We start from the raw sequence: 17,167 nt of genomic DNA, 5'->3' as shown, positions 1-17,167 counted from the left end.
AAAAAAGAAAGGACGAAATGTGTCCTTTCTCGATCTTAGCTTTTCTTCAACCCACTACAGTTGACAAAGAGCCAAAATTCCGTGTCTAGTATGGCACGGAATTTTTTTATCTATTTTACTGAGATGGATTGTCTTTTTTAGTTCGTGCCAATCTCAGGGCACGATTTGGATTGAGACGATTAAACAGTTCTTCCAATTTCTTTTCATTCCAAACATCTGCGGCTGAAACAAAATTGCCATCCGCGTCTCGGAAAGATATCGGTTTATCTCCCATACCAGTCTCCTAGTCTACAAATTCAAACTCAAATTTACCAATGCGGACCAAGTCCCCATCTTTAGCACCACGAGCACGAAGGGCTTCATCAACCCCCATCCCACGAAGCTGGCGGGCAAATTTCATGACAGACTCGTCACGATCAAAGTTGGTCATATTAAAGAGTTTCATCAGTTTTTCACCAGAAAGTACCCATGTCGCATCGTCATCACGACTAATTTCAAAGGCTTTTTCTTCCTCGTCAAATCCATAGTAAGCTTCTTCTTCCATATCTGACTCGTCATAGAGCAAGAATTCTGGTGTCTTATCTAACAATTCAGCTGTCGCATCCAAAAGCGTTGCCAGACCTTGCTTGGTCAATCCAGATATTGGGAAAATAGCTGGCAACTCTTCAAATTCATCGTAGTTTTCAGCCAATTTTTTCTTGAATTCTACAAGATTTTCCTGACTCTCAGGCATGTCCATCTTATTGGCTACAATAATCTGTGGACGCTCCATCAGACGGAGATTATATGACTCCAGCTCTTTATTGATGGCAAGATAATCCTCATAAGGATCACGGCCTTCGCTAGCTGACATATCAATGATATGAAGGATGACACGTGTACGCTCGATGTGACGGAGGAACTGGGTCCCCAAACCAACACCTTGACTAGCACCTTCAATCAAACCTGGTAAATCAGCTACTGCAAAGGATTCACCTGATTGGGTACGAACCATTCCTAGATTTGGCACAATGGTCGTAAAGTGGTAGGCACCGATTTTTGGCTTAGCAGATGTGATAACACTTAAAAGTGTTGATTTCCCTACAGATGGAAAACCTACTAAACCAACATCTGCCAAGATTTTTAGTTCCAATTGTAACTCACGTTCCTGACCTGGTTCTCCATTTTCAGAGATTTCCGGTGCAGGATTCTTTGGTGTCGCAAAGCGAATATTTCCACGTCCACCACGACCTCCGTGGGCAACAATAAATTCTTGCCCATGCTCAATCAAATCTGTTAAAACTTTACCAGTCTCTGCATCACGCACAGTCGTACCTTGTGGTACTCGAACTCTAAGGTCCTCAGCACCACGACCATGCATCCCTTTGGTCATTCCTTTTTCACCAGACTCAGCCTTGAAATGGCGATTGTAGCGGAAATCCATCAAGGTACGTAAACCTTCGTCTACAACGAAGACCACATTTCCTCCACGACCACCGTCACCACCCCAAGGACCGCCATTAGGGACATATTTTTCACGACGAAAGGCAACCATGCCATCGCCACCATTACCAGCCTTGACCTTAATCTTGGCTGTATCTAAAAACATACTCATTTTTTCTTCTCACTTTAAAAAAGGGCTGGGAAATCCCAGTCACAAAATTTTCTTGAATCTATTTTATAGATTACTGAGGGCACCAATTGCAGTTGCAAAAATACCCAAAATACTTGCTACTAACATGATCAGTACGATAAGCAAGGTTAATTTCTCAAACATCGTTTTTTTACGTTTTCCATTATCTCCAAATGCCATTTTTCTCTCCTTCATTACATTCTATTTTCTATTATCTTAGCATGAATTGAGCTAGTTTTCAATAGTCACTTGCTACTGGTGCAATAATCCATAAAATGATATAAGCTACAATTCCTGCCCCATAACAAAATGCAAGAACACCCCATATTACACGAACAATAGTCGGATCAATATCAAAATAATTTGCGACCCCAGCACATACTCCAGCAATTTTTTGATCACTACCACTTCTCATCAATTGTTTTTTCATAGCTATTCCTCTTTCTATTCTTCATGGTCTTTCCAATAATCTCTGATGCTGATTAACTGTGTTTTTGAAGCCCTCAGCATTCGTCTAGAGCCTTTTACGGGCACAGCAACCACCTGTTGCGGTAAATACAAAACTGTCTTAAAGATACGCTGGCTGACCGTATCATCTTTGGCTAAATCTTTCTGGAAGTTATTTGAAATGATGGCATCCAGATAAAACTCATGCACCCGTTTTCCAAAGTTTTCAGCTGAAATCTCGTACAATTTCTCTGATAAGGTTTGCTCATTCATATCTGGCGTTGCAATCAGGGCCTCCAGAATAGCTCCAGCCAAATCATGTTCACCATAATACAAGGTTCCAAACATTTTATCACTGATAAGATTGTCCAGATAAGGATTTCCGTGAGCAATGACAGGTGTTCCACTGGCCAAGCTTTCCAAATATGTTAAACCTTGCGTTTCACTTGTCGATGCGGAGATGAAGAAATCCGCCGCCTTATAGTAAAGAGCCGTCTCACTAGGAGCAATCATGCCAGTAAAGATGACGTAGTCTTGAATCTCTAGTTTCTTGGCTTGCTCTTTGAGGTCATCCAGATAAGGACCATCCCCAGCTACCACCAGTTTGACCTTGTCTTCTTCTTTCAGAACTTCTGCAAAGGCTGCTAGTACTGCTTGAATATTTTTTTCATAGGAAATTCTGGAAAGACTAAGCAACATCTTTTCATCATCTTGAATTCCTAGTTTAGTACGCAGTTCTGTCAAATTTTCCTGCTTGATTTCCGGACGCTCAAACTTAGCTAATTCAATCCCAGTTGGAATAACCCTTTTCTCAACCTTGACTTTATAGTCAGATAGCAAGTCTCGGACAATCTCACTCGGGCAAATCACCCCATCCACATCATGCAAAAAACCTCTAACCAGATACTTGACCATACTAGGACGAATCAACATCCCCTTGGCAATATAATGTACATAGTCTTCGTACTGGGTGTGATAGGTATGAATAACGGGAATCTTCAATTCACGCGCAATCCAAATCCCCAACAAACCAAGAGAAAATTCTGTCTGAGTATGGATAATATCCAGTTGATACTGTTTAGCAATTTCAAGCGCCTTACTGAATCCTCGATAGGCAAAGCGACGATCCTTAAAAGCAAAGAAAGGAACACTTGGAATGCGGATAATTTGCCAATCTTCATAACGATTGACATCCTTATCTGTCGTCGTAAAGATAAAAACAGCGTGCCCCTGCTTTTCAAGTTCTGTTTTCAAGGTCCGAATACTGGTCGCAACACCTGAAACCTGAGGAAAATAGGTATCTGTAAATAAACCAATTCGCATAGATTACCTCACTTTTTACTTTCTCCCTAAAGCGGCTTGTTTCTCATAAAAGTCCAACCAGATTTGTAACAGATGCTCTTCTGAATACTCTCTAGAAATATTCTTAGCTTTTTCTTTCAAATCTTTTAAAGCAGCAGGATTCGCTTGATATTCCAGAATAGCTTCTTTCATCTCTTCTCTGTCTGCTGTAGCCCGATAATTTCCCTCCAAAATCACCTTATAAAGATCCAAATCACGCAACATAATAGGAGCTTCACAACTAGCAGCTTCTAGGATAGTCATAGGAAAGAGTTCATTGTAACTAGGCAACAAGAAAAGGTCCGCTAGGGCATACAATTCGCGCATCCGCTCTGGCGATACAATACCTGGAAAAATCAAATTTTTAGGGGGATTTTCCATGATTTTCTTGTAGCGTTCATAACCATCTGTCATACCACCAAAAGAGAAACCACCTGCCCAGATAAAGGTAATTTGCGGCAATTCCTCAGCCAGACGGATAAAATCGTCAATCCCTTTGCGTTTCTGAACTTGACCAGCACCTACTACGATAAACTGATTGTCACTAAGACCTAGCTCTGTACGCAGTCTCGCTACCTCTTCCTGTGGAAGCGGATGCCATTTTTCCTTGTTGACAAAGTTAGGGATATAGGTCACTTTTTCACGTGGAATACCAGCTGCCACTAAATCCTCAATAAACATAGGATTGACCACCACCAAGTGCTCCATCCGGTTGTAAAAAGAAAATACATAGCGTTTCACAATTCCCTTTATGAAAAATGGAATTTTCAAACTCCCCTCGAGTGTATCAGGTAAGAAATGCACATAGCCAATTTTCCTTCCTGATCGTTTCTTCTGGAATGTTGATAAATAATAGGGGAGATCAATTGTATGAAAGTGAGTCACATCTGCCTCTATTGGAAGATTTTCTGTAACAATCAATTGGTCCTTGGCATCACGGTGAAGAAGACGAACTAATTCACGGTAAGCACCTGAAACTCCTTGTCCTGCTACTTTCTCACTTGAACTCAACATATTGATGCGTAATTTCTTTTTTTCCATAACTACTATTATATCATTTTCTTTGAATAAAATCAGCAAAAGAAAGGAGAGACTAGAGGAAAAGAGGGGGAAATTTCCTCGCTTTTCCAATAATCTCTCACATGTTTTTATTTGTTTACTTAATGCCTAGGGCAATACGTGCATAGCGACTCATTTTTTCAACAGTCCAGGCTGGATACCAAACTAATTTGACCTCAGTATCCGTTACTTCTGGAACCTCTGTCATAGCATCATAAATCTGGTCTGTCAAAAGGTCTGCTAGAGGACAACCCATGGTTGTCAAAGTCATATCAATCTCTGTTTGTCCTGTGTCACCGTCAAAACGAATTTCATAGATCAAACCAAGATTGACAATATCGATTCCCAACTCAGGGTCAATAACTTCTTCCAAGGCTGATAAAATTCGTGTTTTGATGTTTTCAATTTGCTCTTCTGTATAAGCCATATTCATCCTCACTCTTAGTCTTCAATAAAATCACGAAGCGGTTTGCTGCGACTTGGTTGACGTAGTTTTCTCAAAGCCTTAGCCTCAATCTGACGGATACGCTCACGAGTCACGTTAAAGACTTTACCAACATCTTCAAGGGTGCGCATTTTCCCATCATCAAGCCCAAAGCGCAGACGTAGAACATTTTCTTCACGGTCTGTAAGAGTATCCAAGACCTCATCCAATTGCTCACGCAGAACGATACGAGTTGTATAGTCCACTGGATTTTCAATCACTTCATCTTCGATAAAGTCCCCAAGGTGGCTATCATCCTCTTCACCGATTGGAGTTTCAAGGGATACCGGTTCTTGGGCAATCTTCAAGATTTCACGAACCTTGTCAGGGGTCATATCCATACGTTCAGCGATTTGTTCTGGTGTTGGATCTTGTCCCAATTCTTGAAGGAGGTTACGCTGTTCACGAACCAATTTATTGATGGTTTCAACCATGTGAACTGGGATACGGATGGTACGAGCTTGATCCGCAATAGCACGAGTGATAGCCTGACGAATCCACCAAGTTGCGTAAGTTGAAAACTTGAACCCTTTAGAATAATCAAACTTGTCAACCGCCTTCATCAAGCCCATATTTCCTTCTTGAATCAAGTCAAGGAACTGCATACCACGACCAACATAGCGTTTAGCAATAGAAACAACCAAACGAAGGTTGGCTTCCGCAAGACGTTGTTTGGCTTCGATATCACCAGCTTCAACAGCAAGCGCCAATTCTTTTTCCTCTTCATTGGTCAAGAGAGGTACGACCCCGATTTCTTTCAAGTACATACGGACAGGGTCATTAACCTTAGCCGAAGTTGAACCAATCAAGTCCTCATCACTGAGTTCTGGCTCTTCTTCAGTGCTAAGAACACGCGCACTTGGATTTCCTTCGTTATCTGTGATAGAAATCCCTGCATCCTGAATTCGTTGCAAGAGATCTTCAATCCCATCAGCATCCAAGGTAAAAGGAATCACCAGACTTGCATTAATTTCATCATCAGTTGCTGTCCCTTTTTGTTTATGATTACGGATAAATTCTGCTACTTGTACATCAAATGTTGTTACTTCTTTTTGTTTTGTTGCCATTATTACTCCATTCTTCTCTTTTGGGAAATTAAACGTTCCAATTCTTCTAGGGCTGTGTCTGTATCTCCTACATGGCTCGCTTCCTGCACCTTCTTTTTGATTCTCATATTGTCCTGATTCAAGAGAGCCTTGTTTCGAGTCATTTCTACTTCACTAAGTTCCTGAGGTGACATCTCAGCAGGCAAATCCTGAGCTAAGACTTGGTACCAAGCTCTTTCAACTTCATCTGTCTGTTCTGCTAAAACTTCCGGAGGAAGATTTCCATACTGGCCAAGCAAGTCATATAAGACCTGAAATTCAGGTGTGTCAAATGCAAAGTCTTCCCTTAAACGGTAATCGTTCAAAACAAGAGGAGATTCCATCATTCGATAAAGTAGATGAGCTTCTGCTCTCATAATAGCTGATAACTGCTTGGTGACAGGCATAGTGATTGACGTCGGTCTGGAAATACCTTCCATGCGATTCTGCCTTTGTGCCTGACGACTCTCATTAACAATCTGCTCAATCTGGGCATAATCAAAGGACGCCAGACTGTCAGCTAAAATATGTATATAGCTGTTTTGAGCAGTAATAGATTTTTCTTGAACAATCAAGGGAGCTATTTTTTCAATAAACTCAATCTGAGCCTGCAAATTTTCACTATTTTCAGGTTTGTACTGGTGAATGTAAAACTCAATCGGACTAATACGAGTTTTCGTTAATAGATAGGCCAAGTCTTCTGGACCATTTTTTTGTAGATACTCATCTGGATCCAAGTTATCAGGCATGCTGACAATCTGCACAGGCATATCACCAATTTCGTCCAGTGCTTTCAATGTCGCAGCTTGCCCAGCCTTATCGCCATCGTAAACAAGAACCAACTTCTTGGTTAACCTTTTCAGATGCTCAACATGCTCACGACTTAAGGACGTTCCCATGGATGCCACAGCATTTTCGATTCCAGCACGATAGGCTGCAATGACATCCATGAATCCTTCCATCAGATAAATCTCACTGGTTTTTCCAGAAGATTTTTTAGCCCTATCCATATGATATAATTCGTAACTTTTGTTAAAAATTGCAGTCGATCGGCTATTTTTATACTTAGAAGTTTGTGAATCCGTTTTCTGCCAGATACGACCTGAGAAGGCAATAACCTTTCCCTGGTCATTTGTCAGGGGAAACATGATCCGATTGTGAAAAGTGTCTACAAATTGATTGGCATCTGATAGGTAAAATAGCCCTGAATCTAGAAAATCCTCATCACGATACTGACCAGACAAACGTTGATAGAGATAGTTTCGTTCTGGAGGTGCTAAACCAATCCGAAAATGCTTGAGCACTTCATCTGTCAAACCACGCTGATAAATGTAGTTTCTGGCCTCTTCCCCCATGGTAGTTGTCATGAGAATAGCATGATAAAATTTGGCAGCATCTTCGTGCATATCATAAAGAGCTTGGTGGGGTGAAGCTGATTTCTGTTCACTATAAAGCGGTTTTTCTACCTCTATCCCGACACGCTGACCTAAGATTTGGACAGCCTCCATAAAGGGAACCCCTTGGTACTCCTCGATGAACTTAAAGACATCACCTGAGCGGCCACAACCAAAACAGTGGTAAAACTGCTTATCCTCAACAACGTTGAAAGAAGGTGTTTTTTCACCATGAAAAGGACAGAGCCCTAGATAGTTCCGTCCTGCCTTTTGTAAAGAAATCACATCTCCTATGACTTCCACAATGTTGGCATTGTTTTTGATTTCTTCAATGACTTGTTTGTCAACCATACACAATACCTCCATGTTATCATAGTTTACTTTATATAGTATACTTTATTTCAGAAAAAAAGTAAACCATTTCACTCATTTTCCCTACTTTATTCAAAGAGTTGATAATAATCAGAGATTTTCATTTTTGCTTTTTCTTCTTGGTTCAAATCTTGGATAATTCGTCCTTCTTTCATGACAATTAAACGATTGCCATATTTGAGAGCATCTTCCATATGGTGGGTAATCATAAGCGCTGTCAGCTGGTCTTTCTTGACAAATTCATCCGTCAATTCCATCAAGGCCACACTGGTCTTTGGATCAAGGGCTGCAGTATGCTCGTCCAACAAGAGTAATTCAGGACGCTTCAATGTTGCCATCAAGAGACTCAAAGCCTGTCTTTGTCCACCAGATAAGAACTCAATTGGTGTATTCAAGTGTTTCTCAAGACCGTTTCCCACTTTTTCAATAGTTGCCTGAAACTCATCCTTATAGCTAGCCAGACGTCTCGGAAACAGTCCACGCTTTTCACCACGAAACTTGGCAATCAAAAGATTTTCAGCGACCGTCATACGAGGAGCTGTCCCCATCTTGGGATCTTGGAAGACTCGAGACAGATACTTAGCTCGCTTTTCTGGCGAAAACTTGGTAACATCTTCACCCAAAATACGGATGGTTCCACTGGTTAATGACAAAGTTCCTGCAATAGTGTTAAAGAGGGTTGATTTCCCAGCTCCATTTCCACCTAAAATCGTGATGAAATCCTGTTCAAAAATTTCTAAGGAAACATCATTTAAAATAATCTTTTCTTCATCAAAGCCATTTTTAACGACTTTGGTTGCATTTTTTAATTCTACAATTGCTGTCATTTGCTTAATTTGGCTCCTTTCAAGATTGTTTGCTTAAATGTTGGAATCATGAGGCAGACTGCTAAAATCACGGCACTGTACAAACGAAGGTAACTTGTATTAAAGCCAAGAGCGATAACTGCCCACACTAAGAATTGATAAGCGATAGAACCTACAACGATGGTAACCAGACGTTCTGCCAAGCTCAAACTCTTGAAGATAACTTCTCCAATAATCAAACTTGCAAGCCCCACAACGATCACCCCGATTCCTCGAGATACATCGGCATACCCTTCTTGCTGGGCAATAAGAGCCCCTGCAAGGGCAATCACACCATTTGATAAGACCAAGCCCATGAGCTCCATGCGTCCAGTATGAATCCCGAAACTTCTAGCCATATCAGGATTGTCACCTGTAGCAATATAGGCTTGTCCGAGTTTGGTATCCAAGAAAAAGAGCATGAGAGCAATAACAAGACTGACAAAGATGAGACCTGTCAAGAGTTGGTTCAAATCTGAATCAAAAGGCAAAACATCCTGGATTTGCTTGGTTCCAAGCAATCCTAAATTTGCACGTCCCATAATCAAGAGCATGATAGAGTGACAGGAAGTCATCACCAAAATCCCTGAGAGCAAGGTTGGAATCTTCCCTTTTGTATAAAGAAGACCTGCTGCCATTCCAGCCAAACAACCTGCTCCTACAGCAACAAGAGTCGCTAAAAATGGGTTCACTCCTTTGGTTATCAAAGTGACAGCAACAGCTCCCCCAAGAGGGAAGGAACCTTCTGTTGTCATATCTGGAAAGTTTAAAATCCTAAATGTCATAAAGATCCCCAGACCTAAAATAGCCCAGACAAATCCTTGAGAAATAATAGATAATATCATCTGTTTCTTAACCTTTTCTATATGATTTCTATTGTAAAAAATTGGAGGAGATGTCCCCAACTCCTCCATTTTAGATTATTCAATCACTTGTCCTGCTTCTTTGAGAACAGACTCAGGAATAGTAATACCTAACTCTTGTGCCAATTTTTTATTGATAACTGATTTACCAGTTGAAAAGACATTGACTGGTGTATCAGCTGGTTTTGCACCTTTCAAAACTTGAGCAATCATTTTGCCAGTTGCCACACCAAGATCATGTTGGTCAACTACAACGGATGCCAAACCACCTGCTTCTACCATGGCAGTTGCACTTGGGTAGATTGGTTTTTTAGCTGATTGGTTGCTTGATACAACAGTTGAGAAGGCTGAAGCAATAGTGTTATCAATTGGAACCCAGATAGCATCAACCTTGCTAGTCATAACGTTAACTGTTGAAGCAATTTCATTTGTTGAAGGAACTGCAAATGTTTCTACTGTCAAACCTGCTTTTTCAGCATAAGCCTTAAATTCTTCTACCTGTGTTTTTGAATTGTCTTCGCTGCTTGAGTAAAGGGCTCCGATAGTTTTCACATTTGGTGTCAGAGCCTTGATGAGTTCAACTTGTTGTTGAGCTGGATTGTGGTCAGATACCCCTGTAATATTGCCACCTGGTTTTTTCAAATCTTTAACCAAGTTCGCACCGATTGGGTCTGTAATAGCAGCCATGATAACAGGTAGGTCTTTTGTTGCACTAGCCAGACCTTGAGCAGCTGGTGTTGCGATACCAACTACCAAGTCATTACCGTTTGCAACCAATTGTTTACTCATTGTCGCAACCTTACTTTGGTCACCTTCTGAGTTCATAAAGTCAATCTTCAACTGGTCATCTTTATAACCTTCTTCTGCAAGTCCATCTTGAATCCCTTTATAAATCAAGTCAAGAGATGGATGGCTCACAAACTGAAGGACACCAACTTTGGCAACTTTCTTTTCATTCTTAGCTTCTGGTTTATTCATTGAAGAGTAAATCAAGCTTCCTGCTACTAAGACTGCTAATGCAGCGATAATTCCAATTAAACGTTTATTTTTCATTCTATTTCTCCTTTTTAATTCCTTTAAACTACTTCACTTATCTGAACAAGCGACGCCATCGTTTTCTTTCCATACTAACCTCCATCAAAAAAAGTCCTCACACAAAAAACTTGTGTGAGGACGTCGATGCGCGGTACCACCTCAATTATAGGAAATTTCCCTATCACTCTGTCTCGCAATAACGAGATGCACTATAAGGTGTGCTCACCGAATTTTTATGATTTCAAATTCTAAATAACATTCAGCCCAATTTTCATCATCACCACTTATCTGTTTTCAGCTACCACAGACTCTCTAAAAAGTTTGAATGATTACTTTTCTGAATGGTTAAATTATATCATTTTTCAACTACTTGTCAAGACTCTTTTAGCATTTTTTTGAAAGATTCAAAAACTTCCCCTATAGAAAAGAGGAAGTTTGAAAGACATCAGCCCGAATTACGCAATCCTGTCGCAATTCCGTTGATGGTTGTATGGATTAATTTTTCTTGATCGCTTGATAATTCTCCTCGGCGTTGACGTTTAATCAACTCCAACTGGATATAGTTGAGAATATTAAAGTAAGGCATACGATAATCCAAACTTGCTTTTAGATATGGATTTTCAGCCAAGAGTTCATCGTAACCTTCGATAGCCAAGATGACTTCCTTGGTGACTTGCCATTCATTTAGAATAGTCTCATAGATTGCTTTTACTTCTTCATCCTCACACAGTTTGGCATATTCAAAAGCAATATTCATATTTGATTTTGACAAGACCATGTCGACATTTGAAAGAAGCGATTGGAAGAAAGGCCAATTTTGGTACATATCTCGTAAGATAGCAATATTCTCTGGATTTTTATCGATAAATTCCTTGAAGCTTGAACCAACTCCATACCATCCAGGGAACATGACGCGACTTTGCGACCATGAGAATACCCAAGGGATAGCTCGCAAACCACCGATTTCAGTAATAGTCTTACGAGCGGCTGGACGAGAACCAATATTAAAGCTTGAAATAGCCTTGATTGGACTTGACTCGAAGAAATAATCATAGAAATGATCATTACCAAAGACCAAATCACGGTAGATATCGTAACTACGGTCCACCACTTGGTCCATAATAGCTTCGTAACGATTTGAGGTGTTGGTATCGCTCTTCTTCTGAGTAATCATACGGTTAATGGCCGCCGAAACCAACATTTCAAGGTTATAGTAAGCTGCGTCTTTGTTACCATATTTATTGCCAATTACTTCACCCTGCTCCGTCAAGCGGATACGATCCTTAATGGACTTGAGAGGTTGAGAGGTGATGGCTTCATAGGTTGGTCCACCACCACGACCGACAGTCCCACCACGGCCGTGGAAGAAGGTAACCTTAACGCCAAATTCATCTCCAATAGCAGTCAATTGTTGTTGAGCCTTGTAGAGGGTCCAACATGATGATAGATAGCCACCATCTTTATTACTATCAGAGTAACCAAGCATGATTTCTTGGTAGTTATTACGTGAAGCAATCCATTTCTTGGCAAGAGGAAGTGAAAGATATTCTCTCATGGTTTCTTCTGAGTGGTCCAAGTCCTCAATTGTTTCAAAGAGAGGAACGATTTGGACACGAGCTCTTTCTTTATCAACTAACCCTACTTCTTTTAGCAAGATAGCCAATTCCAACATGTCAGATACGCTAGTTGCATGTGAAATAATTGTCTGGCGAATAACGTCATCACCCAACTTATCTTTCAACTTACGAGCAGCCTTGAAAATAGCCAATTCTTTTTCGAGTAACTCTGATTTTTCAACATGAGTGGCAGAAAGAATACGTGGATCTTCTTCCAATTCTTTCAAAAGAAGCTGGCATTTTTCTTCTTCACTTAGTTCACTATAATGAGAATGAATACCTGCTGATTTCAAGAGTTCAGCTACACAAGCCTCATGAACACTAGAATCTTGACGCATGTCAATAGATGCCAAATAGAAACCAAAAATTTCAACTGCCTGAATCAATTCAACAAAATCACCAGAAATCAGTGCTTCACCCTTGTTTTCCAAGAGGGAATCACGAATGGTAATTAAATCCTTATAAAAATCATTAGCTGTTTCATAGCGAGCCCCAACTTCCTTATCTTCAATCAGATAAGCTTTTGTTGCTTGGATTTTTGATTGAATATCAAACAAGGCACGACGATACAGCTCTTTTTCACGATAAATCGAGTTATCCTTGGATTGACGAGCCATTTCTCTAACTTGCTTGCTTACATTGACGATACTAGTTGAGAGAGAGAATTCACGATAAAGTTGGTAAATCTTTTCATCATAGTAATTCATGATGACTTCACACTGGGTCATAGCAGATTGTTTCAAGGTATCTGCTGTAACAAAAGGATTCCCATCACGGTCTCCACCAATCCACATTCCCATGGTAATTGGTTTAGGATGTTTCAACTCCAAGCCGTGTTTTTTAGCCAGACGCTTGTACTCAGCAGTCAAATGAGGAACTGCCTTCAGGAATGAACTATTGTAGTATTCCATAACATTCGTGATTTCATTGGTCACTTTCAATTTCTTTTCACGAATCATATCTGTCTGCATGATAATCTCAATGTAACGACGGAGATCATTATGCCATTTTTCCTTATTAATCAAACCTAATTTCACATCACGGTACTTACGCAAAAGGGTATGGATATGATTGGTCAAATCCAGCATACTCTTACGTTGTACTTGTGTTGGATGGGCAGTCAAAACAGGGACAACATTCAAGTGTTCTAGAATTTCAACCGCATTTTCTTTTTCTGCAACCATTTTGATCGTTGCCGATAATTTCCCAAGATAATCTTGATCGATATTATTTTGGTGGTTGATTTCATAGGCCAAATCCACATCTTCTGAAATATTAATCAAAAGGGGCAAGATAGAGAAATAGCGTGAAATATAGGCCATTTCATCATTTGACAGACTCGTAACCAATTGGTTCAAGCCCTGATAATCTTCTTGAGTTGATAATTCTTTCAACTCCATGATTTTTGCAAAAGTCTCTGGGGCAAGCATATTTTTAGTGATATCTTCTAACAATTCTGTTAAAATCAATACTTCTTCTTGCACGACAGCTTTATTACTATAGTTTTCTAATTTTTGAAGAGACATAGGTAATCCTTTCCACTATCAACTCTACATATAGTTTGATGAGTGAGCTTCTAACTCCTCATATAATTGGGCACGTTTTTCACTTGCATCAATATTTAAGACAAAGGCGATGGCTACAGACAAGACTAGGAGACTGTTCCCTCCTTGTGATAAGAAGGGGAAGGTTACTCCTGTCGAGGGAATAATACCAGAAATTCCACCGATATTGACAAAGACCTGTACCAACATCATCCCCCCAACCCCAATCGCCATCATAGAATTAAAGGGATTCTTAGCACGAATTCCTACTAGGATAATTCGCAAAATCAGGAAAAAGACAAGTGCCAAAATCAAACTGGCTCCCACAAATCCAAACTCTTCAATGACAATTGAAAATACAAAGTCTGTATGGGCCTCTGGTAAATAACCACGTTTTTCGATTGAATTTCCTAAGCCTAGACCAAACCACCCACCATTTACCATGGCAAAGTAGGAATTTGCAAGTTGGTGTCCTGCTCCTGCCAAATCAGCAAAGGGATTAAAGTAGGCACTGAAACGCTTGGCCACGTAACCAAATACTGGAACTTTTGAAAACTTATCAACCCCAATTACAGAAATAGCTGATAGAGATAGGGCTGAAACTCCAAATAAAACACCGATAAAGACTATAAACCAACGATGAGCAATTCCACTAACTGTATACATAATCAAGGCAACCAGAGCTAGGATAGTAGCATTCCCCAAGTCTGGGAAAATAGCCAAACTTCCTATCATGACAAGTAGGACAAAACGCCAATCATTAAAAGCACGAGGAATCCATTGATTTTGAGTTAAAACTTGAAAATCATAAATACCAATTTCATCCTGTTGTTTTGAAAAACGTTGAGCCAAGTACCAGACAATGATAATCTTCAAATACTCCGCTGGTTGAATGGTCAAAGGTCCTACTGAAATCCAACCATAGGCTCCATTGACTGGCGTACCAATTAAGCGAGCCAGAGCCAAAAGAATCAGCTCAACAAACATAACAATAAATAAGAGTCGTTCTTTTCTTAAAAAATTCAATTTCAGCTTATATATCAAGGCAATCAATATTAAACTAAGTATCCAAAACATTCCCTGACTTCGAACCAATTGGAGGGCACTTTTACCTTCTTCGATAAGAATGGCACTGGTTGTAGAATAAACTACAATCAAGCCCAAAATAGATAAAAGTAAGTAAGGAACTAGAATAGAATAGTTTAATAGGTGCCTCTTACTAATCTTCATAGTATCACCAATCTAATGAGAACAAAAGAAATTATTCCCAAATTCCGTTTATTTTCTAGTTTTGATTGCTATTATACCATTTTTTCCGAAAGAAAAAAACTCTTACCCTTAAGATAGAAGATTTTCTCATAAGAAAAAGAGCTTGAGATGCTAAATCTCAAGTTCTTTCGGCTCTATAATATTTGTAGTAGGTAAATCCCCTATTGATATTATGGAGCCTTTTTTGTGTAGAAAAAAAGTCCCATAAAATCTATAATGAAAAGCGACAAAACAACTCATTAGAAAGATTCATATGGAACAATTACATTTTATCACAAAACTACTCGATATCAAAGACCCTAATATCCAATTTATAGATATCATCAATAGGGATACACACAAAGAAATCATCGCCAAACTGGACTACAATGCTCCATCTTGCCCTGAGTACGGAAGTCAAATGAAGAAATATGATTTTCAAAAACCGTCTAAGATCCCTTACCTCAAAACGACTGGTATGCCTACTAGAATTCTACTTAAAAAGCGTCGTTTCAAGTGCTATCACTGTTCAAAAATGATGGTCGCTGAAACTTCTATCGTCAAGAAGAATCACCAAATTCCTCGTATTATCAACCAAAAAATTGCGCAAAAGTTGATTGAAAAGACTTCTATGACCGATATTGCTCATCAGTTAGCCATTTCAACATCAACTGTTATTCGCAAGCTTAATGACTTCCGTTTTAAGCCTGATTTTTCGTACCTCCCTGAGATTATGTCTTGGGACGAGTATGCTTTCACTAAGGGAAAGATGAGTTTCATTGCACAAGATTTTGATAATCTCAACATCATCACTGTTCTTGAAGGCAGAACACAGGCTATCATCCGAAATCACTTTCTGCGCTACGAGCGAGCTGTTCGTTGTCAGGTGAAAATCGTTACGATGGATATGTTTAGCCCTTACTACGATATTGCCAGTAAACTTTTTCCTAACGCTAAAATCGTTCTCGACCGCTTTCACATTGTCCAACATCTCAGCCGTGCTATGAGTCGTGTACGTGTCCAAATCATGAATCAATTTGAGCGAAAATCCCATGAATACAAGGCCATCAAACGCTACTGGAAACTCATTCAACAAGATAGTCATAAACTGAGTGATAAACGATTTTATCGCCCTACTTTTCGTATGCATTTAACGAATAAAGAGATTCTAGACAAGCTTTTGAGCTATTCAGATGAGTTGAAACATCACTACAATCTCTATCAACTCTTGCTTTTTCACTTTCAGAACAAGGAACCTGAAAAATTCTTCGGACTTATTGAGGACAATATAAAGCAGGTTCATCCTATTTTTCAGACTGTCTTTAAAACCTTTCTAAAGGATAAAGAGAAGATTGTCAACGCCCTTCAACTACCCTATTCCAACGCCAAAATGGAAGCGACCAATAATCTCGTTAAACTTATCAAACGCAATGCCTTTGGTTTTCGGAACTTTGAAAACTTCAAAAAACGGATTTTTATCGCTCTGAATATCAAAAAAGAAAGGACGAAATTTGTCCTTTCTCGGTTTTAGCTTTTATTCAACCCACTACAGTTGACAAAGAGCCAAAAAAGGAGCGGATATGATATCCTACTCCTTTTTCTTGTCAGAAAATCTAATTGGAATTAATCTTCTCTTTTCTTGCGAGCAACAAGTCCAAATCCGCTCAATACTCCAAGAAGTCCAAGTGCTGCTAGGCTAGCATTGTCTTCAGTACCAGTGTTTGGAAGTTCGCGTTGACCATCCATATACTGTGGTGTAGCAGGTTCTGCTGGTTGTTCTGGTGTCACTGGAGCTATTGGTCGTTCAGGTATCTCAGGTGTCACTGGAACTGGATTTGGTGCAGGACTAGGTTCTGGTTGTGGAGCTGGAGCTGGTTGTGGAGTCGGAGTTCGCTCTGGAGTCGGTTCCGGTTTTGGTTCTGGCTTAGACTCTTCAGGAATCTTCAACTCAGGAATTTCCACTTTAGGAGCTTCATTTGGTTTTGCAACCTCTTCAACTACTTCACGGTAGTAATAGTTTACGACCTTACCACCAACTGGAACAATTCCGTCCTTATCTTCAGGAACTTTTACTAGCTCATAAGAAGTTGTTATTGTGATTACATTTCCATTTTCAACAACTTTTTCAACCTTACTTGGAATCACTTTCGCTTCAGTTGTATAGTTTGAGCCAATATCTTTTTGACCTTGTTCAATCGTATCAGCCAGTTTTTCAGTAGTTC

Annotated in this window: 16 protein-coding genes and 1 other annotated feature; of the genes, 1 reads left to right on the top strand and 15 read right to left on the bottom strand. The window is 39.8% G+C overall.

The window, feature by feature from the left end; translation table 11 throughout:
* Window positions 1-115: 115 nt before the first annotated feature.
* From M1F55_RS06455 to ftsW, 14 genes are all read right to left on the bottom strand, one after another.
* Window positions 116-274, bottom strand: a complete 159-nt coding sequence (locus M1F55_RS06455; protein ID WP_007284777.1) for a hypothetical protein — start codon at window positions 272-274, stop codon at window positions 116-118.
* A gap of 9 nt (window positions 275-283) precedes the next feature.
* On the bottom strand, window positions 284-1,594 hold the full coding sequence (gene obgE, locus M1F55_RS06450; protein WP_042899739.1) for a GTPase ObgE: 1,311 nt from the start codon (window positions 1,592-1,594) through the stop codon (window positions 284-286).
* Between the two features lie 63 nt (window positions 1,595-1,657).
* Window positions 1,658-1,792: a DUF4044 domain-containing protein gene (locus M1F55_RS06445; RefSeq protein WP_000863852.1), complete on the bottom strand. Its 135-nt coding sequence runs from the start codon at window positions 1,790-1,792 to the stop codon at window positions 1,658-1,660.
* 58 nt (window positions 1,793-1,850) lie between these two features.
* Window positions 1,851-2,042: a PspC domain-containing protein gene (locus tag M1F55_RS06440; protein ID WP_000744434.1), complete on the bottom strand. Its 192-nt coding sequence runs from the start codon at window positions 2,040-2,042 to the stop codon at window positions 1,851-1,853.
* 14 nt (window positions 2,043-2,056) lie between these two features.
* Window positions 2,057-3,382 (bottom strand): glycosyltransferase family 4 protein, encoded by a 1,326-nt coding sequence (locus tag M1F55_RS06435; RefSeq protein WP_247947514.1) that lies wholly within the window; start codon window positions 3,380-3,382, stop codon window positions 2,057-2,059.
* A 15-nt stretch (window positions 3,383-3,397) separates the two neighbouring features.
* Window positions 3,398-4,441, bottom strand: coding sequence for an alpha-galactosylglucosyldiacylglycerol synthase (cpoA, locus tag M1F55_RS06430; protein ID WP_004254610.1), 1,044 nt, complete (start codon window positions 4,439-4,441; stop codon window positions 3,398-3,400).
* Between the two features lie 115 nt (window positions 4,442-4,556).
* Complete coding sequence (locus M1F55_RS06425; protein WP_000331925.1) at window positions 4,557-4,886, bottom strand: metal-sulfur cluster assembly factor; 330 nt, start codon at window positions 4,884-4,886, stop codon at window positions 4,557-4,559.
* A 14-nt stretch (window positions 4,887-4,900) separates the two neighbouring features.
* Window positions 4,901-6,010 carry an RNA polymerase sigma factor RpoD gene (rpoD, locus tag M1F55_RS06420; RefSeq protein ID WP_000201903.1) on the bottom strand — a complete coding sequence of 370 codons (1,110 nt, stop codon included), beginning with the start codon at window positions 6,008-6,010 and terminating at the stop codon, window positions 4,901-4,903.
* A gap of 2 nt (window positions 6,011-6,012) precedes the next feature.
* Window positions 6,013-7,773, bottom strand: a complete 1,761-nt coding sequence (gene dnaG, locus M1F55_RS06415) for a DNA primase (RefSeq protein ID WP_020902900.1) — start codon at window positions 7,771-7,773, stop codon at window positions 6,013-6,015.
* Window positions 7,774-7,862: 89 nt separating this feature from the next.
* Window positions 7,863-8,621, bottom strand: a complete 759-nt coding sequence (locus tag M1F55_RS06410) for an ABC transporter ATP-binding protein (RefSeq protein ID WP_020901797.1) — start codon at window positions 8,619-8,621, stop codon at window positions 7,863-7,865.
* Entirely contained in the window at window positions 8,618-9,484 is an 867-nt protein-coding gene (locus M1F55_RS06405; RefSeq protein WP_004234420.1) for an ABC transporter permease, read from the bottom strand. The genes M1F55_RS06410 and M1F55_RS06405 overlap by 4 nt, the downstream gene beginning before the upstream one ends.
* A gap of 75 nt (window positions 9,485-9,559) precedes the next feature.
* Window positions 9,560-10,555 carry a tryptophan ABC transporter substrate-binding protein gene (gene trpX / locus M1F55_RS06400; RefSeq protein WP_004259575.1) on the bottom strand — a complete coding sequence of 332 codons (996 nt, stop codon included), beginning with the start codon at window positions 10,553-10,555 and terminating at the stop codon, window positions 9,560-9,562.
* A gap of 113 nt (window positions 10,556-10,668) precedes the next feature.
* Window positions 10,669-10,886, bottom strand: a binding site (T-box leader).
* Between the two features lie 96 nt (window positions 10,887-10,982).
* On the bottom strand, window positions 10,983-13,679 hold the full coding sequence (gene ppc / locus M1F55_RS06395) for a phosphoenolpyruvate carboxylase (RefSeq protein WP_023947212.1): 2,697 nt from the start codon (window positions 13,677-13,679) through the stop codon (window positions 10,983-10,985).
* A gap of 24 nt (window positions 13,680-13,703) precedes the next feature.
* Complete coding sequence (ftsW, locus tag M1F55_RS06390) at window positions 13,704-14,927, bottom strand: cell division peptidoglycan polymerase FtsW (RefSeq protein ID WP_049491796.1); 1,224 nt, start codon at window positions 14,925-14,927, stop codon at window positions 13,704-13,706.
* A gap of 292 nt (window positions 14,928-15,219) precedes the next feature.
* Between ftsW and M1F55_RS06385 the strand changes: the two genes are divergently transcribed.
* Window positions 15,220-16,476 (top strand): ISL3 family transposase, encoded by a 1,257-nt coding sequence (locus M1F55_RS06385; protein WP_247947513.1) that lies wholly within the window; start codon window positions 15,220-15,222, stop codon window positions 16,474-16,476.
* 92 nt (window positions 16,477-16,568) lie between these two features.
* Here M1F55_RS06385 and M1F55_RS06380 read toward each other — a convergent pair.
* Window positions 16,569-17,167 (bottom strand): LPXTG cell wall anchor domain-containing protein (locus M1F55_RS06380; RefSeq protein WP_247947512.1); only part of this gene is annotated, 599 nt, incomplete at its 5' end.

This window comes from Streptococcus mitis (assembly GCF_023109235.1).
GTDB lineage: Bacteria > Bacillota > Bacilli > Lactobacillales > Streptococcaceae > Streptococcus > Streptococcus mitis_DA.
Note: the sequence above shows the minus strand (reverse complement) of the source record. Positions and strands in the feature narration are given on the sequence as shown.